This window comes from uncultured Marinobacter sp. (assembly GCF_947488835.1).
Classification (GTDB): domain Bacteria; phylum Pseudomonadota; class Gammaproteobacteria; order Pseudomonadales; family Oleiphilaceae; genus Marinobacter.
Genome location: NZ_CANLBK010000001.1, coordinates 734,872 through 754,704, shown reverse-complemented (window position 1 = coordinate 754,704; position 19,833 = coordinate 734,872). Strand labels below are relative to the sequence as shown.

The window sequence follows — 19,833 nt, the reverse complement described above, 5'->3', positions numbered from 1 at the left end:
ATGAAAATAACGATTTTTGGTACCGGTTATGTCGGGCTTGTTACCGGAGCGTGTCTGGCAGATGTTGGCCATGAAGTGCTGTGCATGGACGTTGATCAGGCAAAGATCGACAAGCTGAAGAATGGCCAGATACCTATTTTTGAGCCCGGGCTCGACAACATCGTAAAACATACGGTGGAAGCCGGGCGCCTGGCCTTCACAACGGATGTTCAGGAAGCTGTGAAGCACGGCACGCTCCAGTTCATCGCTGTGGGTACACCGCCGGATGAAGATGGCTCCGCGGATATGCAGTATGTGACAGCGGTCGCCAAGTCTATCGGCCAGTACATGGACGACTATAAAGTTATCGTGGATAAATCCACGGTACCGGTTGGTACTGGCGATAAGGTAGCCAACGCAGTAAAAGCGCAGCTTGATAGCCGTGGTCTGGACCTCGAGTTTGATGTGGTTTCCAACCCCGAGTTCCTCAAGGAAGGCGCGGCGATCAACGATTTTATGAAGCCCGACCGCATCATCATCGGCACGGATAGCGAAAAGGCAGCGGACCTGCTGCGGGAAGTGTATTACCCGTTCAACCGTAGCCACGATCGTATGATTTTCATGGATATCCGCTCTGCCGAACTGACCAAGTACGCAGCCAACTCCATGCTGGCGACCAAAATCAGTTTCATGAACGAGATAGCCAACCTGGCTGAGCGTTTGGGTGCCGATATTGAAGCGGTCCGCCGCGGCATAGGCTCAGACCCGCGGATCGGTTACCACTTTATCTATCCGGGTTGTGGTTACGGTGGATCGTGTTTTCCCAAAGATGTTCAGGCGCTGGCCCGGACCGCTGCAAACTCCGGGTACGATGCCCGTTTGCTCAATGCTGTAGAAGCAGTGAACTACGCTCAGAAGCACGTGCTGTTTGACAAGATCAGCCATTATTTCGATGGCGACTTGAAAGGGAAGGTCGTCGCAATCTGGGGTTTGGCGTTCAAGCCAAATACCGACGACATGCGCGAAGCTTCAGCACGCACGTTGATGGAAGATCTCTGGAAGGCTGGCGCTACTGTTCAGGCGTTTGATCCGGAATCCATGGAAGAAACCCAGCGCATCTACGGTGATCACGAAGGTTTGACGCTTTGCGGTACGAAAGAGCAGACACTTCGCGGTGCAGACGTACTGGCGATTTGTACGGAGTGGAAAGAATTCCGTTCTCCGGATTTCGACGCCATCAAATCTACACTGCGCGAGCCTGTCATATTTGACGGCCGAAATCTTTACGAGCCGGAAATATTGGATCGCCACGGATTGATTTACTACGCCATCGGTCGCGGTCGTAATCAATTCCAGTCGAAGTAAACTGGCAGGTAGGAGCGCGGTGATGACTCAGGATCAGGAATTTCGTCTTCATGAGCGGCTGGCTGTCGATACCGTTAGTCTTGGCCGTACCAGCCTCTGCGAAATCAGGCTGATGAACGATAAAACCTGGCCCTGGGTTTTGCTGGTGCCGGCGCTTGCCGGCATTCGTGAGATCTACCAGTTAAGCCCGGAGCAGCAGCACCAGCTGATGCGCGAATCCTCAGCACTCAGTCGCGGCATGATGGTAACCTTTGGTGGTGTCAAAATGAACGTGGCCGCGCTCGGGAATATGGTTCCCCAGCTACACCTGCATCACATCGTCCGTTTTGAGGGTGATCCGGCCTGGCCGGGCCCCGTGTGGGGTAAGCAGCCACCGGTTCCTTACGAAGAGCATGAACTGGCGGAAGTCAGGCTTTCTTTGGCGACTGTATTGTCTGAAATCGCCGCTTGCTGAGCATTTTTGCTCGCCAGCGGGCTTTATCGTATGGATGCGTGCCGGGCCATCATTTGCGAGCCGATCAGAATCATCCTGAGTTCGGTTTTTAGTTTGATTGTCAGCTCCTCCCGCTCTTTCTGTGTCGCATCCAGCGCGTCGGCTCCCTGGTTGAATACCAGTGTTACCATCGCCTCAGCGACCACTCGTGCATCAGACAAAGGCTTGTTTTGCTCGTCTGCAAATCGCCGCAAGTCGTCGGCCAACTCTGTTACGAAATGATCAATCTCGGCTTTGATGGCTGTTCGGAAGGGTTTGGAGCCGCCCGTGCGTTCCCTGAGCATTAGCCGGAACAGGTTGGCGTTCTTACCAAGATACTCCATGAAGGTTTCAACAGAGGTTGAGATAGCGCTGCCATCCCTCGCGATGCGTTTGCGGGCCTGGCGCATTAACTGCCGCAAAGCCACGCCGCCTTCGTCTACGAGCACCAACCCCAGCTCATCCAGATCGACAAAGTGGCGATAGAAAGACGTTGGCGCAATGCCGGCCTCCCTTGCGACTTCACGCAGGCTAAGGCTTCCAAATCCTCGGTCCGGGCTCAACTGGGCGAGTGCCGCATCCATAAGGGAACGCCGGGTGAGAAGTTTCTGCTCGGCTCTGGTTGACAAGGTTGCGGCTCCAATCATGCGTGAGGGCAGTAGTCTAGCGGTCTGTTCACCGCGAGGGAACCTTTGAACAACGACTGCGTCGGGGTATTTTGCTGTTTTTTGTTCGGGGCTAAACAGGCCTGATTTTCACTGCCATTATGTTTATAATGGGCGGCTTTCGGACTTTATTCTCAGACACCAAACACTTACACCAGACACTACGGGAACCGGTATGCGCAGTCATTATTGCGGTGGGATCAACGAATCTCACATTGATCAGGAAGTTACACTTTGCGGATGGGTACACCGCCGCCGCGACCATGGTGGGGTTATCTTCCTTGATCTGCGCGACCGGGACGGTATTGCGCAAGTTGTGGTAGATCCGGACACTGAGGAAAGCTTTGCGCTCGCTGAAAAGGTGCGCAGTGAATACGTGGTGAAGGTTACCGGGTTGGTTCGCCGCCGGCCCGCCGGCACCGAGAATAGCAACATGTCGACAGGCCAGGTTGAGCTTCTTGGTAAAGAAGTAACAATCCTGAACGCTGCTGCAACACCCCCGTTCCCGCTGGATGAGCACGTAGACGTAGGCGAAGACGTGCGCCTGCGCTATCGCTTTGTCGACCTGCGTCGCCCGGAAATGCTGAACCGCTTGCGTTTCCGTTCACGGGTAACCAGTTATATCCGTAACTACCTCGACAGCAACGGCTTCATGGATGTGGAAACCCCCATCCTGACCCGCGCAACGCCCGAAGGTGCCCGTGACTATCTGGTGCCGAGCCGTACTCACGAAGGTTCTTTCTTTGCGCTTCCGCAATCGCCTCAGCTGTTCAAACAGATGCTGATGGTGTCGGGCGTTGATCGCTACTACCAGATTGCCAAGTGTTTCCGTGACGAAGATTTGCGTGCCGATCGCCAGCCTGAATTCACCCAGGTAGATATCGAGGCATCATTCATAAACGAAGAAGATTTGATGAACCTGAACGAGGGCATGATTCGCGCCCTGTTCAAAGATGTCATGAATGTTGAACTGCCTGCGTTCCCCCGCATGCCATACGCTGAGGCCATGGATCGTTTTGGTAGCGATAAGCCGGATCTGCGTATCCCGCTTGAGCTTCAGGATGTGGGCGATCTGGTTGCTGGTGTTGATTTCAAGGTGTTTGCCGGCCCGGCAAATGATCCAAAAGGCCGTGTTGCAGCCCTGCGCGTGCCCAAGGGTGGCGAGCTGAGCCGCAAGCAGATCGACGAATACACCAAGTTTGTTGGCATCTATGGCGCAAAAGGCCTGGCGTACATCAAGGTGAACGAGCTAGCCAAAGGCGTGGAAGGCTTGCAATCGCCCATCGTCAAGTTCCTGGGTGATGATGTTGCCATGGCCGTTATTGAACGTGCCGGTGCAGAAGATGGTGATATCGTGTTCTTCGGTGCAGACAAAACTACGGTTGTTAACGAAGCGCTCGGCGCGCTGCGCATTCGTGTTGGTCACGACCTGAAATTGCTTACTTGCGAGTGGGCACCTATGTGGGTAGTGGACTTCCCGATGTTTGAAGTTCTGCCGGATGGCGGCCTGACTGCCATTCACCACCCGTTCACTGCGCCAAGCTGCAGCCCCGAAGAGTTGGCTAACAATCCGGAAACGGCTCTGTCACGGGCCTACGATATGGTTCTTAACGGAACCGAGTTGGGTGGTGGTTCTATTCGTATTCACAGTGACACCATGCAGAAAGAAGTGTTCCGTATTCTGGGCATTAGTGAAGAAGAGTCTCGCGCCAAGTTCGGCTTCTTGCTTGATGCGCTCAAGTACGGTTGCCCGCCCCATGGTGGCTTGGCGTTCGGTCTGGATCGACTGATCATGTTGATGACCGGTTCCAGCTCGATTCGGGATGTGATCGCCTTCCCGAAAACCCAGAGCGCAACGTGCCTGATGACGCAAGCGCCGGGTGAAGTGGATGAAAAGCAGCTGCGTGAGCTGCACATTCGCTTGCGTAAGCCGGTAAAGCCCGTTGAAGGCAATGCGCCAACCACTGGCGAAGAGTAAATAAAGCAATAACAGGGCTCTGATGTGGCAATTATTCTGGGTGTCGACCCCGGCTCAAGGATCACCGGTTACGGTATCATCCGCGCCGAGGGCCGGCACATAGAATATATCGACAGTGGTTGCATCCGCATGGGTGAAAAGCCCATGCCGGAGCGCCTGAAAATTATCTTTCAGAGCCTGGTGACCCTGATCGCAGAATTTCAGCCACAAGAATTTGCCATTGAGCAAGTTTTTATGGCCCGAAACCCCGATTCAGCCCTCAAGCTCGGGCAAGCCCGTGGGGCGGCAATTGTGGGTGCGGCAACCAGCGGTCTCGCGGTACATGAATATTCAGCCCGACAGGTCAAGCAGGCGGTGGTTGGCAAGGGCGGTGCCGAAAAGTCTCAGGTACAGCACATGGTTCAGGTGTTGCTGTCACTCTCCCGTAAACCCCAAGCAGACGCAGCCGATGCACTGGCTATCGCCTTGTGCCATGCACACATGAATCAAAGCATACTGAGAGTGGCAGGTGGTGCGGGTAAGGCGCGCAGTGGGCGCGTGCGACAACAATAAACTGCTCTGCGGAGCGGCAGGAGGCAATCCTTGATAGGTCGTATCCGAGGTATTCTGGTCGAAAAGACACCCGGACAAGCATTGGTAGAATGTGGCGGTCTGGGTTACGAAGTTGATATTCCTTTCACTGCTTTCTATCACCTGCCAGAACCCGGGCAGGAGGTTACCCTTCATACACATTTCGTGGTTCGAGAAGACGTTCAAAGCCTGTATGGATTTGCTTCAAGGCTTGATCGGGATCTATTTCGATTGCTGATTAAAGTGAACGGTGTAGGCCCCAAGATGGCTGCCGGTATTCTTTCAGGGTTGGAGGCGCAGCAGTTTATTCACTGCGTGGAGGCTCGCGACATCAAGTCATTGGTGAAGCTGCCGGGTGTTGGCAAGAAGACAGCTGAGCGCCTGCTGATTGAGATGCCAGACCGCATCAAACAGCTTGAAGGGCAGTTTCTACCTGCATCTGCAGGGACAGAGGCGGGTGCCGCAGACTCAGCCCAGCATACACTGTCCTCACACAATCCTGCCGACGAAGCAGAGGCGGCGCTCATAGCACTTGGGTATAAACCTCAGGAAGCTGCGCGGGCAATTAGCAAGGTGGCAAAAGAGGGGGTGACCAGTGAGGCCCTGATTCGTCTGGCCCTGCGCAATATGATTCCTGTTTGATGACGTGACTTTAATATGTAGCCTGTATGGCGCCAAACCTGTAGAGAGCGTAACGTGACACGCAGGTGGCTGTTTGTACAATTGGGTCACTTTTGGTTTTAAGTGGCAGTCTATTGATTCCCGATAAGCGGATAAGTTCATGATTGAATCCGACCGACTGATCTCAGCCAGGGCCGGTGACAACGAAGAGGTTCAGGATCGCGCTATCCGGCCAACGTTGCTTGCGGAGTATGTTGGGCAGCCCGCGGTGCGGGAACAGATGGATATCTTCATCTCGGCGGCTCGCGGTCGTCGGGAAGCCTTGGACCATGTGCTGATCTTCGGGCCTCCAGGGCTGGGGAAAACAACCTTAGCCAACATCATTGCCAACGAGATGGGCGTGTCGATAAAGACAACGTCCGGGCCGGTGCTTGAAAAGGCCGGAGATCTCGCGGCAATGCTGACTAATCTGGAAGAGGGCGATGTTCTCTTCATTGATGAGATCCATCGCCTTAGCGCTGTGGTAGAAGAAATACTGTACCCGGCGATGGAAGACTATCAGCTGGATATCATGATTGGTGAGGGGCCGGCAGCGCGTTCGATCAAGCTGGATTTGCCGCCTTTCACACTGGTGGGCGCCACCACTCGGGCTGGCCTGCTGACATCTCCGCTGAGGGATCGATTCGGAATCGTTCAGCGCCTGGAATTCTATAATACGGCGGATCTTACGCACATTGTCAGTCGCTCAGCGCGGCTTTCAGGTGTTGATATGGATGAAGAGGGTGCCTATGAAATAGCGCACCGCTCCCGAGGTACGCCCCGGATAGCCAATCGCCTGTTGCGGCGGGTGAGAGACTACGCGGAAGTACGAGCGGATGGCCACATCAATGCGGCGATAGCCGATCAGGCCTTGAACATGCTGAAGGTAGATAGTCAGGGTTTTGATCACATGGACCGTCGACTACTGCTTGCGATGATCGAAAAGTTTGATGGCGGACCAGTGGGCGTAGAAAGCCTGGCGGCAGCAATCAGTGAAGAGCGCGGGACGATTGAGGATGTTCTCGAACCGTTTCTGATTCAGCAGGGCTTTATGGTGCGTACACCCCGAGGTCGGATGGTGACATCCCACGCGTATCAGCATTTTGGCATTGTGCGGGAAGCACCGGATGCCCCTGCTTCTGAAGGGGGTGCTCTTTGAGCGAGGGCGAAGCAGCTGCAACTTTTGCGCTGCCAATCCGGGTATATATTGAAGATACAGACGCCGGCGGCATTGTTTATCATGCGCGCTACCTGCATTACATGGAGCGCGCACGCACGGAGTGGGTGCGAAGTTGCGGGGTAGGACTTCGGGCGGGGTTGGCTGAAAACATAAGCTATGTAGTACAGCGCTTGTCGATTCACTACGCCATTCCAGCCATGCTGGATGATGAGCTTACCGTTACCGCAGAGCCCGTGGCCTTTGGGCGCGTCTGGATGGATTTCCGTCAACAGGTAGTGCGGGTAAAAGATGGCAAAAAGTTGTGTGAGGCAAGCGTAAGAGTTGCCTGTATAGCACTGGATAGTGGGCGCCCAAGGCGCTTACCTGAAAACATGCTGGAGCTTTTGGGGCATAACTGCCCAAAGCTTTAAAATCGAAACAAAACACGAAATAACCCAGGAGTAAGTGGTGGATTCGGAACTGTCAGTCTGGAGTCTGATTGCAAATGCCGGTGTGTTGGTTCAGCTGGTTATGTTGTTACTTGCCGCTGCATCGGTAATGTCCTGGGCGCTTATTTTTCAGCGCTTGCAGGTATTTCGCAAAGCCCGACAGGCGCAGTTGGCGTTTGAAGAGCGCTTCTGGTCTGGCATGGATCTGGGGCAACTCTACCGTGAAGTAAATGCCGAGCCCACGCCTTTCTCGGGCATGGAAGCCTTATTCCGTGCCGGCTTCAAAGAGTTCTCCAGGCTTCGCCAGCAAAGCCGCGATGCCGATGCCGTTATGGAGGGCACGCAGCGTGCTATGCGGGTTGCATTCTCCCGTGAGCAAGAGCGACTGGAAACCCACTTGCCTTTTTTGGCAACGGTAGGCTCAACAAGCCCTTATGTAGGTCTGTTTGGTACGGTGTGGGGCATTATGAACTCGTTTCGGGGGTTGGCCCAGGTTCAGCAGGCCACGCTAGCAACGGTTGCGCCGGGCATCTCGGAAGCCCTGATTGCAACGGCCATGGGTTTGTTCGCAGCGATTCCAGCGGTTATCGCGTACAACCGGTTTTCCGCTAAATCAGATGCGCTGCTCAAAAACTACGAAACTTTCGCCGAAGAATTTTCCAGCATTCTGCATCGTCGTGTCCACAGCGCCGAGAAGGGCGCAGCTTGATGATATTTACGGTTAACAGACGGAGCACAGCGCTATGAAAGGCATGGGGATGATGCCCGAAAACCGCAAGAAGCCGATGTCGGAAATTAACGTTGTTCCGTACATCGATGTGATGCTGGTGCTGTTGATTATCTTCATGGTCACGGCGCCGATGCTTACCCAGGGGGTTAAGGTTGATCTTCCGGAGACATCGTCTGCGCCAATTACCGCCGACAAGAACGTCGAATCCATCATAGTGTCGGTGGATTCAAACGGCGCTTATTACGTGGAAGTGGGAGATGAGGGGAGTGATCCAATGCCCTTGGCTGACGTTCGAGCGCAGGTGGCGAAAATACTGTCCCAAAGAACATCCAGTGAAATTCTTGTGCGTGGCGATGAAAACGTTGATTACGGAACCGTTGTGCGCTTGATGGCTGCGTTGCAGGGTGCAGGTGCCACCAGCATTGGCTTGATTACCGATTCAGCCCCGGACGAAACGTGACATCAGCGCAGGCGGAATGGTTGTGACAGGTCAGGAACGGGAATATACCAGCACGGGAGTGCCGCCCTGGAAATCACCAGTCGCGCTCTCAGTAGCTTTGCATCTGCTTATTGCCGGCGTGGCCCTAGCGGGTTGGTCGTGGTCGAATCCTATTCAGGAGCCGCCGCCCAGCAGTATTTCGGCGCGCCTGATCACGCAACAGAAGCCCGAACCAAGCCCGGTTGTTGAACCGGTTGATCAGCCCGACAAGGAGCTGGAGCGGAAGGAACTGGAAAAGCAGAAGCAGGCGGAATTGCAGCAGCGCCAGAAAGAAGAAGAGGCGCGTAAAGCAGCCGAGCAGAAAAAACGCGAAGAAGCCAAGCGCAAAGCTGAAGAGCAGGAACGCAAGCGCGAGCAAGCCAAGGCTGAAGAGTTAAAGGTTCAAAAGCAGCGAGAGGCTGCGCGCCAGAAAGCCGAAGCAGAGGCAAAAGAACGAGAGCGCCGTAAGGCAGAAGCAGACGCTGAGAAAAAGCGACAGGAAGAAGCCAAGCGCAAGGCGGAAGAGGAAAGGCAGCGCAAGGAAGAGCAGCGAAAACGCGAAGAAGCCGAGCGTAAGAAGCAGGAAGAACTGGCCCGCAAAGAAGCTGAGCGCAAACGTCTGGAAGCAGAACGCAAGTTGCAAGAGCGGCAGTTGGAAGCTCAGGCAGAGCAGGCTCGTAAGGCCCGTGCAGATGAAGCGCGTCGCCAGGAGCAAGCAGCAGCGGCGAAAGCCCGTGAAAGCCAAATGTTGTCTGAAAGCCAGAAATATCAGGCGTTGATTCGTGAGAGGCTTAGCCAGGCGTGGTATCCGCCTTCATCGGCAACCGAAGACATGACTGCGCGTTTACAGATCACCTTGCTGCCAACCGGCGAGCTGGCAAGCGTTAAACTGGTGGCCAGTAGTGGAAACACCGCGTTCGATAACTCCGCTCTGGGTGCGGTAAAGTCACTGAGCCGATACCCGGTGCCATCTGAGCGAGACACGTTTGAAACCTATTTTCGCCAGTTTACGATCGAATTCAATCCTAAACGATTGAGATAAGGATACGGGTAACACCATGAAGCAAAGAATCTCATTCAGGCTACCGACAATGATTATCGCAGCGTTTGTCGTGATGCTGGCAGCCGCCGGAAGTGCTCAAGCTGAGCTGTTAATTCGTATCACTGAGGGCGCAGACTCCGCCATTCCGGTATCTGTGGTGCCGTTTGCTGAAAATGGCAGCATGCCTGTAGGGGATAAGTTAAGCAGCATTGTGCAGGCCGATCTGGCGATGAGTGGCGAGTTTCGCCCCTTGCCACCAGAGAAAATGCTAAGCCTTCCATCAAAACGCTCGGATGTGTATTTCCGGGATTGGCGCCTGCTTGGTCAGCGCTATGTTTTGGTGGGTGAGCTCACACGCACGGGTGACAGGGTAGAGGCGCGTTATGAGCTGTTTGATGTTAACCGGGAAGAGCGAATACTGGGCGAGACCGCGGGAGCGCCAGCGTCCAACATTCGCTCACTGGCTCACCACGTTAGCGACAAAGTATATGAGGCGATCACGGGTGTTCCCGGTGCTTTTTCTACCAAGCTGGCGTACGTAACCCTTGAGCGGGAAAACGGGAAATCCCGGTACCGGCTACAAGTCAGTGACATAGACGGTAAGCGAGCTGGAATTCGCCTTGAGAGTAAAGAGCCGATTCTTTCCCCGGCCTGGTCGCCGGATGGCAGAAAGCTGGCGTATGTGTCTTTTGAAACCGGCAAACCCGCTATATTTGTTCATGAACTCAGTTCGGGGCAGCGTACCAAGGTGGCGGATTTCCCTGGGTTGAACTCGGCGCCAGCATGGTCACAGGATGGTCAGTCGCTGCTGATGACCCTGTCTAAAGACGGCAATGCCGAGATCTATCAGATGAATCTTCAGTCCCGTAAGGTGACGAAACTCAGTAACCACTGGGCGATTGATACTGAAGCCGCATGGGACAGTGCAGGTAAGGGTATTTTCTTTACATCGGACCGTTCAGGTGGGCCGCAGATCTACTACATGGCAAAGCCGGGAGCGGAGCCGCGGCGGATAACCTTCGGCAGCCGCTACAACGCTCGCCCGCGTCCCGATAACACAGGTAAATATGTGTATTACGTGCACCAGCGCGATCGGGCATTCACGATTGCTCGCACGAATCTTGAGACCGATGAGGAGACCGTCCTCACTCGCACAGAATCCGATGAGTCTCCCAGCGTGTCGCCAAACGGCCGCATGCTGATATACGCCACCAAGCAGAGCGGTGAAAGCGTGCTGACTGTTATCTCAGCAGATGGCGGTGCCGCATATAGCCTTCCCGCTTCGGAAGGGGATGTCCGCGACCCGGCCTGGGGGCCTATTGTTCGGTAGTAGATGGGTGCAACGGCATCCATTTGAAGAGTCGAAGTTCAAATAAACCAACGGAAAGGAATAAATCATGAAGTTGTCAGCCCAAGCCAAAGTAGTTGCACTGCTGTTTTCCGCAGGCCTCTTCGCCGGTTGTAGTACGACAGGCGAAAATATGGACGACGGAGCATACGGCTCTGACGTTCAGCCTATTGATCAGGACGGCGGATCTACCGTTTATGGCGGTGGCGATCAGGGTGGAATTTCTTCGTCGTCAATGACCGAAGACGAGCGCATGGAAATTGAAAAGCAGGCAGAGCAGGCTGCTCTGCGGGATATTACAACCTTCTATTTCGATTTCGATACCTCTGAAATCAAGCCCGAAGCCCGTGATGTACTCATGGCGCACGCACGCTATCTGTCCAGCAATCCTGGCCAGAATGTTCGTCTGGAAGGTCACGGTGATGAACGCGGTTCAAAGGAATATAACCTGGCACTGGGTGAGCGCCGTGCGAATGCCGTTCAGCGTTTCCTGATTGTGAATGGTGCTTCACGGGGTCAGATGGAAACCGTAAGCTATGGTGAAGAGAAGCCGGCGGTTATGGGTTCGACAGAGAGCGCATGGGCACAAAATCGCCGTGTGGAACTCGTATTCGAGTAAACACATATACAACATCAGGTTAAACCCATGAGAAAACAGCTCATGGCGGCAGTGATTTTCCCGCTTGCCTTAGGGCAGGCGGGGACAACGCTGGCGCAGTCATCTACCCCCGCATTCCAGAGTAATGCCTCTGAAGCTCAGCGCAAGGCCAATGCCAGCCAGGCTACGTCTGAGTTGTTTTACATGATTCAGCAGCTTCAAGGTGAAGTCAGGCGGCTACAGGGTGAATCGGAAGAGCAGAGGCATCTGATAAAGCGTCTGCAGGATCAGGGGAGGGATCGTTACATTGATCTCGATCAGCGCATACTCGATCTTTCAGAGAAGGTATCTACTCAACCCCAGGCAGCAGCTGGCGGCGACTCCGGAAAGAGCAAACCTGCAGCTATACGTGAGTATCGTCAGCCTGAAGCAGAGGAGCGGAAGGCGTACACCGCCATTCAGGATCTCATTCATAGCCAGAAAAAATACGACGAAGCCATCAGCCGTATTTATGAATTCATAGATAAGTATCCCGAAGGAGACCTTACGGTCAATGCGTACTATTGGCTGGGTGAGGTGTATCTGGTCAAACCTCAACTTGAGCAAGCGCGTCAGGCCTTCTCCATTGTTGCAACCCGTTATGCGGACCACCGTAAGGCGCCGGATGCCGTCTACAAGCTGGGAGTAACCCTTGATCGGCTTGATAAGAAGGCCGAAGCCCGTCAACAAATGGAGCAGGTTGTAAACGACTATCCCGAGAGTGATGCTGCGGGGCTTGCCAGAAAATATCTGGGGTCTGCCCAGGGTTAATAACACGATAATCGGAAAAATATTAGAAAACATGGCGAGAGGGGGTTGATCGTCAGGGAAAAATCATTACTATATGCGCCTCGCTTGGGTCGTTAGCTCAGTTGGTAGAGCAGTTGGCTTTTAACCAATTGGTCGATGGTTCGAATCCATCACGACCCACCAATTCGAATTCCGGAGCAATTGCTGAGCCGCTCCGGGATCGATCAGGGTCACCAGGCACTGATCACCTGTTTTAGGGTCGTTAGCTCAGTTGGTAGAGCAGTTGGCTTTTAACCAATTGGTCGATGGTTCGAATCCATCACGACCCACCATTATCAGCAGTACGAAGAATCAAGGTTTGTTAGTTTACAAAGTTTGATTTGGAAGGATCGAAAGCATTGCGAGTTAAAGCTTAAGGGCTGCAGAAATGCAGTCCTTTTTTTTTGCCGGTTTCTCAGCAGAAAAATGGAATTTTTGGGTTCGCTGTGGTCCCTACAGTGCTATCGGTATCCGAAGTGATATACTCATATACAGAATGTAGCTGGCGGAAAGTATCTGGTGCCACGTAATTGGTTTCACGTGATTGCTTCCTGTTGATTGAGAGTAACCGTACATGACTATAGCTGAAGACCGAATTCTTGTTCAGGAACACCTGGCCCATGCAGCGGAGCCCAAGCCGCTCAGCGCTGATGAGAAGGCGCGGCTTGAATCCCGCATCAAGGAAGTCCTCAAGGAAAAAGACGCCGTACTCGTGGCCCATTATTACACCGACCCCGACATCCAGCGTCTCGCTGAAGAAACCGGCGGTTGCGTTGCAGACTCACTTGAAATGGCTCGCTTCGGAAATGAACATCCGGCTTCTACTGTGGTCGTGGCGGGCGTCCGATTCATGGGTGAAACTGCCAAAATACTGAACCCGGAAAAACGCGTTTTAATGCCCACCCTTGAAGCAACCTGCTCACTCGATATCGGGTGTCCTGCGGATGAGTTCCAGGCCTTCTGTGATGAGCACAGCGACCGTACCGTTGTGGTTTATGCCAACACGTCCGCCGCTGTCAAAGCCCGTGCGGACTGGGTTGTAACCTCCAGCTGTGCCCAGGCTATCGTTGAAGATCTTGATTCGCGGGGAGAGAAGATACTTTGGGCCCCTGACAAGCATCTTGGGCACTATGTGCAGAAAACGACCGGGGCCGACATGCTGCTGTGGGATGGTTCCTGCATAGTGCACGAAGAATTCAAGCACCGTGGCCTTGAAGACCTCAAGGCTCTCTATCCGAATGCGGCCATACTGGTGCACCCTGAATCTCCCGATGCTGTTGTGGAAATGGCAGACGTTGTTGGCTCAACCTCTCAGTTGATTCACGCAGTGCAGACCCTGCCAAATCAGGAATTCATCGTTGCTACCGACAATGGCATTTTCTATAAGATGCAGCAGTTGGCACCGAATAAGACGCTGATAGAGGCGCCCACAGCTGGCAACGGGGCTACCTGTCGCAGCTGTGCCCAGTGCCCGTGGATGGCCATGAACGGCCTGGAAAACCTTCTTGCTGTGATTGAGAAGGGCGACCAGGAAGTGCTTGTGGATGCGCAAACCCGGGAAGCTGCACTTAAACCTTTACGGCGTATGCTCGATTTCACTGCGGGGATGAACCTGAAAGCGGCGGGTAACGCCTGATTTCAATTGTTTCTGCGGGCTTGGTGGCGGCTGGTGATCTCGGCTAGCCGCTCACTTACCACCTGTCGTTGGGCTGAGCCTGCAGGCAGTTTTTCCTGAGCCTGCCTGAGCTGCCTCTGGGCAGACTCCAAGTCCCCCATAAGAGCGTCATATTCCGCCCTGGCGCGGTGAACTCCCACGATGTTCCTGGCCATACCTTCGGCTTCTGCCAGGCGCAACCATAGATATTCCTGTTGCGGCATTCTGCGGGTTAGTTGCTTCAAATGCTCGGCCGCCTGAGTGCCGTTGCCCGCCGCTATTTCCACATCTGCTAGTGTTGAGGTAATCGGGTAGTTGCCCGGGTTCCTGTTCAGGGCATCTTTCAGAACGGATCGAGCCTCATCCAGCTTGTTTTGCTGAATATATATCTCTGCCAAAGTTACCTGCAAAGTTATCCGGCCCGGGTTGTTCTTCATAATCTCGCTGATGACTTGTGCCGCCTTTTCAGGCTGGTTGTTGCTGAGGTAGGCGACTGCCAGTCCATAACGAATGGCTTCGTTCGTTTCCGCATCCGGTTTTTTCAGGTAATTTTCGAAGGTGTCCACCGCTATCTCGGGAGACGCCGCGTAGTGAACTTGCAGGCGGCTGCGCATCAGATGGTATTCCTGGCCATCCCGGATGGTTTTCTCGGGGTATTGTTCTGCACGGTTACGGGTATCGGCCACCCGGCTTTGGGTCAGAGGGTGAGTTGAAAGGTACTCCGGCATGTTGTTGCCCTGCAGCCTATTCTGCCGCATCATTATTTCGAACATTTCAGGCATGCCCCGTGGGTCCATTCCCGCAGTAGCGAGAATATCCAGCCCCACTCTGTCTGCTTCCTGCTCATGGGAGCGGCTGTAGGCCAGCATGTTTTGTATGGCCAGTGCTTGTGTGCCGGCAATCGCCGCGATGCCTATATCGGATTGAGTGACCGCAGAGAGCACGATGCCGGCAATCATGCCCGCAAGCGTTAAGGGTGCGCTGGTCTCCTGCTGCTCAAGACGGCGAGCGAAGTGCCGCTGGCTAAGGTGGGCAAGTTCGTGAGCGAGCACCGATGCAAACTGTTGTTCTGTGGCGGCGTTGAGAAACAGCCCGCCGTTTACACCGACAATCCCCCCGGGCACTGCGAAAGCGTTGAGGGCCGGACTATCAATAAGCGCGAGCGTAATTTCGCGATTTTCCAGGGGAGCTGAGGGAACAAGCCGGTAAATAATGGCACTGAGGTAGTCGTAAATCAGTGGGTCGGTGATACGCGGAGCGGATCGGCGGATCGACACCATAACCTGTTGTCCAATGTCACTTTCCTGATGCCCGGAAATAAGCCCGCCGCCTGTTCCACCAATATTCGGTAGCCGGGTATCCTGGGCTTGCGATACAAAGCTCAAGGCCAGTAAGAAAACCAGAATGGTTGCTGTTGAAATCTTCCGGTACCCACGAAACTTCAATAGAACGTCATTCATGTAATGCGGTGTGCTCCTGGTTCTGGCTGCTGCTGAGACAGCGTATCCCCTCAAAAAATCCGGATCTGCTGATTAACAGGTATTGTGATGCAATACAGTATCACTGGAGGCATAATGCCGGCTTGCGAATTTCATGTCTTGTGATGGTGCACCTTCTTTATGGCTGATCGTACACTGGATACGTCCGGGCTTCGCTGCCCCATGCCCTTGCTGAAAACAAAATTGGAGCTCAACGGTATGTCCCCGGGCGATATGCTTGAGGTGATTGCCACAGATGCGGGCTCCGCTCGCGATATTCCGGCCTTTCTGGAGTTGTCTCGCCACCGTTTGGTGAACTCTACGCAAACTGATGGCCATTTCCGCTTTGTGATAGAGTGCGGCGGTTAATTTTCCGGAGTCATTGATGTTCAGAATTTTACGCGGTCTTGCGCACAAATACTTTTCAGATGAAGAAGCTGTCATTCTTTTTCTGATTTTGGTCGCAGGCACAGTTTTCATAATTTTATTTGGTGCCATGCTTGCACCCGCGATCGCCTCGCTTATTGTGGCGTTTATCCTGCAGGGACTGGTTACTCGGTTGAGTGCTTATGGCGTTCCGGAAGGTTTAGCGATACTCGGTGTGTTTCTGGTGTTTCTAGGTGTGTTGGTAGGGTTTATCTTTGGCCTTTTACCGCTGATATGGACCCAGGTCAGCACACTTGCAGGCGAGGCTCCCCGAATCATTGGTGAGCTGCAGTCATACCTTGAGCTTCTGCCTGAAGAGTACCCGCATTTGATCTCGGCTGAGGCTGTGCGCAGCCTTTATCAACAAGTGAATACGGAAGTAGGCCACATGACTCAGTGGCTGGTGTCCTTCTCGCTGTCGAGCATCCCTGATCTTGTCGCATTGCTCATTTACATGGTGTTGGTTCCTATACTTGTGTTTTTCTTCCTGAAAGACCGGGAAGTCCTGCTAGGGGCTATTTCCAGGCTGCTTCCACCTCAACGTCCGATGATGGTTCAAATCTGGCATGAGGTTAACCTTCAATGTGCAAATTACGTGCGCGGAAAAGCGGTTGAAATTCTGATCGTTGGTGGCGCGACCTACATTGCGTTCAAACTCCTGGGCGTGCCCTATGCTGCATTGCTATCGCTTCTGGTGGGCTTGAGTGTTGTAATCCCATACATTGGTGCGGCAGTGGTCACGATTCCGGTTGCGGTGATTGCACTCTTCGCTTTTGGGTGGGGTAGCCATTTTATCTGGGTAATGGTGATATACGGCATAATTCAGGCATTAGACGGTAACGTGTTGGTTCCCGTGCTGTTCTCAGAAGTGAACAGCCTGCACCCGGTTGTTATCATTATTTCGGTATTGTTCTTTGGCGGTATTTGGGGCTTGTGGGGCGTGTTCTTTGCCATTCCGTTGGCCACCATGTTGAAAGCTGTATTCTTTGCCTGGCCGGTAAAGGGGCCTGTTTTCTCAACCAGTTCGGACGAAGTGTAATTTAATTTCCTTGTGTCACTTCGTGCCCAACATTACCATATTCGTTTTATTCGGATGGAGCTTTTATGATTACGGGTAGCCTTGTCGCACTGGTCACGCCCATGCATCCAAACGGTGACATTCACTGGGAGCATCTGGACAAACTAGTCGACTTTCATCTGGACAACGGTACCAACGGTATCGTTGCTGTAGGAACCACCGGCGAATCCGCAACGCTCGATCAGCAAGAGCACTGCCGGGTAATTGGTTACATTATCAAACGCGTAAACGGGCGGATTCCCGTTATTGCCGGTACCGGTGGCAACAGCACCCGCGAAGCCATCTACCTGACAACGGAAGCTCATAAGCTGGGCGCGGATGCCTGTCTTCTGGTTGTGCCTTACTACAATAAGCCAACTCAGGAAGGCCTCTATCAGCACTTTAAAGCCATCGCCGAAGCGGTACCCGGTATGAGCCAGATGCTCTACAACGTACCCGGGCGCACGGCCTGCGACATGCTAAACGAAACCGTTTTGCGTTTGGCCGACATCCCGAACATTGTTGCCATCAAAGACGCGACGGGCAATATTCCCCGGGGAGCAGAACTGATTGAAGCTCTCAATGGTCGCCTGGCCGTTTATTCGGGTGACGATGCTACTGCAGCAGAACTGATGCTCGCTGGTGCAAAGGGCAACGTTTCGGTTACTGCAAACGTGGCGCCCCAAGGTATGTCTGATCTTTGTGCCGCAGCGATTGCGGGCAATCGGGAAGAAACAGAACGCCTGAATGAGCTTCTTATGCCTTTGAACCGGAAGCTGTTCCTGGAAGCAAATCCCATCCCTGTTAAGTGGGCACTTCAACGTATGGGTATGATTGGTGAGGGTATACGGCTTCCATTGACCCAGTTCAGTGAGAAATTCCACGGAGAACTGGAAGAAGCAATGAACGCTTCGGGTGTTCTCTGAGTTTGCCAATACCAGCCCTGAAACAGACCCATACAGAGAGAAGGCCAATGCAGGTTCTTTCAAGAACCCGTAAGTTTTTTGCAGTCCGACGCTTGGCTGGTGCCTCCGGGCTCTTGCTTATTATGGCAACAGCCGGATGTGGCGTGCTTGATGATCGTTCTGAAAGCTATGTGTACGAGAAAGAAGGCGATGAACTGACTCTGCCAGAATCAGCGGATTCTTCCCGTTTTTCACAGGTGATGCCTATCCGGAAAATAACTCCGGCTGATGGCAGCAAAATGTATCCATCTGACATACCTCGTCCTCCGGACATGACCTCGGAAATTCTCGAAGAGAATTACCTGGTTGAAGAGCTTGATGGTCGCGCCTGGTTGTTGGTAAATGATGTGCCGGGGCGTATTTGGCCAGCGGTCACTACTTACATGAACGATCAAGGCCTTGGCGTTGCCCACGATAGCCCTCAACTGGGGCTGCTGCAGAGTGAGTTGGCCAACTTCAATATGCGTGCTCGCGACCTTCTTGAGCTTTCCAGCGCTCCTGTCGATGCAACCGCAGCTGAACCGAAAGTCATTCTTCAAGTTCGTATAGCGCCAGGCGTTCGGCGGAAAACCACGGAAATCCAGGTGCGCAAGCTTGCTTCAGTGCACGGGTCAGAAGAAGGCTCGGCCTGGCCAGGAGAGCTACTTACCTGGAACGGAGTTCCTGAGTCTTCCGCCGACCAACTTGCGTTACAGAAGCGGCTGCTTGCCGACATGGGTGAGTTCCTGAAAGCCCGTGAAGAGAGTAAGTCTTTCTCGCGCGCAGCGTCGGGCATGGATACAAAACCCTTGGTTAAGCTGATATCTGAAAACGACACGGCACAAGCCATTGGCATGGATCTCGACTACGGTCGCTCCTGGGCCGAGGTGAACCGCGCGCTGAGCGAATCGGATATTGTCGTGCTTGACCTCAATCGGAGCGAAGGTTGGCTTTTCGTCGATTTCCGCAGCGCCGATGAGCGCGACCCGGGATGGTTCAGCTGGTTTAGTGATAAAGAGAAGCCCCGCCATACTCATACAGTGAATCTGGTCGAGCGTGATGAGCAGGTCAGGGTTACCGCTGACGTTGTAGATGGATACAGCGGCGACAAGCGGGCAGAGGATTTGCTCACGCAGCTATTCGATTACCTATACTGATCTAGAAGGGGTGCCTGCAGTGCGTGCGGGCCTCCATTTCGGAGACTTAAGATGGAAAAACGCGAAGAACTATACGCAGGCAAAGCCAAATCTGTATTCCGCACCGACGATCCAGAGCGCTTTGTTCTTGTCTTCCGTGATGATACCTCTGCATTTGACGGCGAAAAGAAAGAACAGCTCAATCGTAAAGGAATGGTGAATAACCGTTTCAACGCGTTCATTATGGATAAGCTGGAAGCCGCCGGTGTGCCAACGCACCATGAGGGCCTGTTGTCTGCGACGGAATCACTGGTTAAAAAGCTCGATATGATTCCTGTTGAGTGCGTTGTACGAAACGTATCTGCAGGCAGTCTGTGCCGGCGCCTGGGTGTCGAAGAAGGGCTGGAACTTACCCCGCCAACCTACGAGCTTTTTTTGAAAAATGACGCACTGCACGACCCTATGGTGAATGAGTCGTTGGCCATTAGTTTTAATTGGGCGACCGAGGCCGAACTCGCGCGCATGAAAGAGTTAACCTACAAGGTAAACGGCGTTCTGAAAAACCTATTTGATGAAGCTGGAATGTTGCTGGTGGATTACAAACTGGAGTTCGGTCGTAGTGGCGGTGACATCGTGCTGGGTGACGAATTCAGCCCGGACGGCTGCCGCATCTGGGATAAGGAAACCCGCAAAAAGATGGACAAGGATCGTTTCCGCCAAGGCTTGGGTAGCGTTATTGAAACTTACGAAGAAGTTGGTCGTCGCATTGGTATTAACTTCGACTGATTTCATCGCCAGATACTCAAACAGACAATAA

21 protein-coding genes and 2 tRNA genes are annotated in these 19,833 nt (G+C 53.5%); 21 read left to right on the top strand and 2 right to left on the bottom strand.

Features of this window, described 5'->3' with window-relative positions:
* Both Q0824_RS03495 and Q0824_RS03490 read left to right on the top strand, forming a co-directional pair.
* A complete protein-coding gene (locus Q0824_RS03495; RefSeq protein WP_298447562.1) occupies window positions 1-1,344 on the top strand; it encodes a UDP-glucose/GDP-mannose dehydrogenase family protein in 1,344 nt (447 codons plus the stop codon).
* A 22-nt stretch (window positions 1,345-1,366) separates the two neighbouring features.
* Window positions 1,367-1,798 (top strand): HIT family protein, encoded by a 432-nt coding sequence (locus Q0824_RS03490; RefSeq protein WP_298447561.1) that lies wholly within the window; start codon window positions 1,367-1,369, stop codon window positions 1,796-1,798.
* Between the two features lie 23 nt (window positions 1,799-1,821).
* On the opposite strand, the gene fabR is transcribed toward Q0824_RS03490, so the two are convergent.
* Complete coding sequence (fabR, locus tag Q0824_RS03485; RefSeq protein WP_298447559.1) at window positions 1,822-2,445, bottom strand: HTH-type transcriptional repressor FabR; 624 nt, start codon at window positions 2,443-2,445, stop codon at window positions 1,822-1,824.
* A gap of 211 nt (window positions 2,446-2,656) precedes the next feature.
* Here fabR and aspS point away from each other — a divergent pair, with 211 nt between their 5' ends.
* The 14 genes from aspS (at window position 2,657) to nadA (ending at window position 13,957) form a co-directional block, all read left to right on the top strand.
* Window positions 2,657-4,459, top strand: coding sequence for an aspartate--tRNA ligase (aspS, locus tag Q0824_RS03480; RefSeq protein ID WP_298447558.1), 1,803 nt, complete (start codon window positions 2,657-2,659; stop codon window positions 4,457-4,459).
* A gap of 24 nt (window positions 4,460-4,483) precedes the next feature.
* Window positions 4,484-5,011: a crossover junction endodeoxyribonuclease RuvC gene (ruvC, locus tag Q0824_RS03475; RefSeq protein WP_298447556.1), complete on the top strand. Its 528-nt coding sequence runs from the start codon at window positions 4,484-4,486 to the stop codon at window positions 5,009-5,011.
* A 30-nt stretch (window positions 5,012-5,041) separates the two neighbouring features.
* Window positions 5,042-5,671: a Holliday junction branch migration protein RuvA gene (gene ruvA, locus Q0824_RS03470; protein ID WP_298447554.1), complete on the top strand. Its 630-nt coding sequence runs from the start codon at window positions 5,042-5,044 to the stop codon at window positions 5,669-5,671.
* Between the two features lie 139 nt (window positions 5,672-5,810).
* Window positions 5,811-6,848: a Holliday junction branch migration DNA helicase RuvB gene (ruvB, locus tag Q0824_RS03465; protein WP_200369427.1), complete on the top strand. Its 1,038-nt coding sequence runs from the start codon at window positions 5,811-5,813 to the stop codon at window positions 6,846-6,848.
* Entirely contained in the window at window positions 6,845-7,279 is a 435-nt protein-coding gene (gene ybgC / locus Q0824_RS03460; protein WP_298447551.1) for a tol-pal system-associated acyl-CoA thioesterase, read from the top strand. The genes ruvB and ybgC overlap by 4 nt, the downstream gene beginning before the upstream one ends.
* A 37-nt stretch (window positions 7,280-7,316) precedes the next feature.
* A complete protein-coding gene (tolQ, locus tag Q0824_RS03455) occupies window positions 7,317-8,006 on the top strand; it encodes a protein TolQ (RefSeq protein WP_200360961.1) in 690 nt (229 codons plus the stop codon).
* Window positions 8,007-8,040: 34 nt separating this feature from the next.
* Complete coding sequence (gene tolR / locus Q0824_RS03450; protein WP_298447546.1) at window positions 8,041-8,487, top strand: protein TolR; 447 nt, start codon at window positions 8,041-8,043, stop codon at window positions 8,485-8,487.
* Between the two features lie 16 nt (window positions 8,488-8,503).
* Window positions 8,504-9,547, top strand: coding sequence for a cell envelope integrity protein TolA (tolA, locus tag Q0824_RS03445; RefSeq protein ID WP_298447544.1), 1,044 nt, complete (start codon window positions 8,504-8,506; stop codon window positions 9,545-9,547).
* Window positions 9,548-9,596: 49 nt separating this feature from the next.
* The gene (gene tolB, locus Q0824_RS03440) at window positions 9,597-10,877 is read left to right on the top strand and encodes a Tol-Pal system beta propeller repeat protein TolB (protein WP_298449506.1); all 1,281 of its coding nucleotides are present in this window, start codon (window positions 9,597-9,599) and stop codon (window positions 10,875-10,877) included.
* A gap of 67 nt (window positions 10,878-10,944) precedes the next feature.
* Window positions 10,945-11,514 (top strand): peptidoglycan-associated lipoprotein Pal, encoded by a 570-nt coding sequence (pal, locus tag Q0824_RS03435; RefSeq protein WP_298447542.1) that lies wholly within the window; start codon window positions 10,945-10,947, stop codon window positions 11,512-11,514.
* Between the two features lie 27 nt (window positions 11,515-11,541).
* The gene (gene ybgF / locus Q0824_RS03430) at window positions 11,542-12,303 is read left to right on the top strand and encodes a tol-pal system protein YbgF (protein WP_298447541.1); all 762 of its coding nucleotides are present in this window, start codon (window positions 11,542-11,544) and stop codon (window positions 12,301-12,303) included.
* Window positions 12,304-12,389: 86 nt separating this feature from the next.
* Window positions 12,390-12,465, top strand: a tRNA-Lys gene (locus Q0824_RS03425).
* 73 nt (window positions 12,466-12,538) lie between these two features.
* Window positions 12,539-12,614, top strand: a tRNA-Lys gene (locus Q0824_RS03420).
* A gap of 281 nt (window positions 12,615-12,895) precedes the next feature.
* A complete protein-coding gene (nadA, locus tag Q0824_RS03415) occupies window positions 12,896-13,957 on the top strand; it encodes a quinolinate synthase NadA (RefSeq protein WP_298447539.1) in 1,062 nt (353 codons plus the stop codon).
* Window positions 13,958-13,959: 2 nt separating this feature from the next.
* Here nadA and Q0824_RS03410 read toward each other — a convergent pair whose 3' ends face one another.
* A complete protein-coding gene (locus Q0824_RS03410) occupies window positions 13,960-15,435 on the bottom strand; it encodes a M48 family metalloprotease (protein ID WP_298447537.1) in 1,476 nt (491 codons plus the stop codon).
* Between the two features lie 159 nt (window positions 15,436-15,594).
* On the opposite strand from Q0824_RS03410, the gene Q0824_RS03405 reads away from it, so the two are divergent.
* From Q0824_RS03405 to purC, 5 genes are all read left to right on the top strand, one after another.
* Complete coding sequence (locus tag Q0824_RS03405) at window positions 15,595-15,822, top strand: sulfurtransferase TusA family protein (protein WP_298447535.1); 228 nt, start codon at window positions 15,595-15,597, stop codon at window positions 15,820-15,822.
* Between the two features lie 16 nt (window positions 15,823-15,838).
* Entirely contained in the window at window positions 15,839-16,918 is a 1,080-nt protein-coding gene (locus Q0824_RS03400) for an AI-2E family transporter (protein WP_298447534.1), read from the top strand.
* Window positions 16,919-16,983: 65 nt separating this feature from the next.
* On the top strand, window positions 16,984-17,862 hold the full coding sequence (gene dapA, locus Q0824_RS03395) for a 4-hydroxy-tetrahydrodipicolinate synthase (RefSeq protein ID WP_298447532.1): 879 nt from the start codon (window positions 16,984-16,986) through the stop codon (window positions 17,860-17,862).
* A gap of 47 nt (window positions 17,863-17,909) precedes the next feature.
* The gene (bamC, locus tag Q0824_RS03390; RefSeq protein ID WP_298447530.1) at window positions 17,910-19,037 is read left to right on the top strand and encodes an outer membrane protein assembly factor BamC; all 1,128 of its coding nucleotides are present in this window, start codon (window positions 17,910-17,912) and stop codon (window positions 19,035-19,037) included.
* Window positions 19,038-19,088: 51 nt separating this feature from the next.
* Complete coding sequence (gene purC / locus Q0824_RS03385) at window positions 19,089-19,802, top strand: phosphoribosylaminoimidazolesuccinocarboxamide synthase (protein ID WP_298447528.1); 714 nt, start codon at window positions 19,089-19,091, stop codon at window positions 19,800-19,802.
* The last annotated feature ends 31 nt before the right edge of the window (window positions 19,803-19,833 follow it).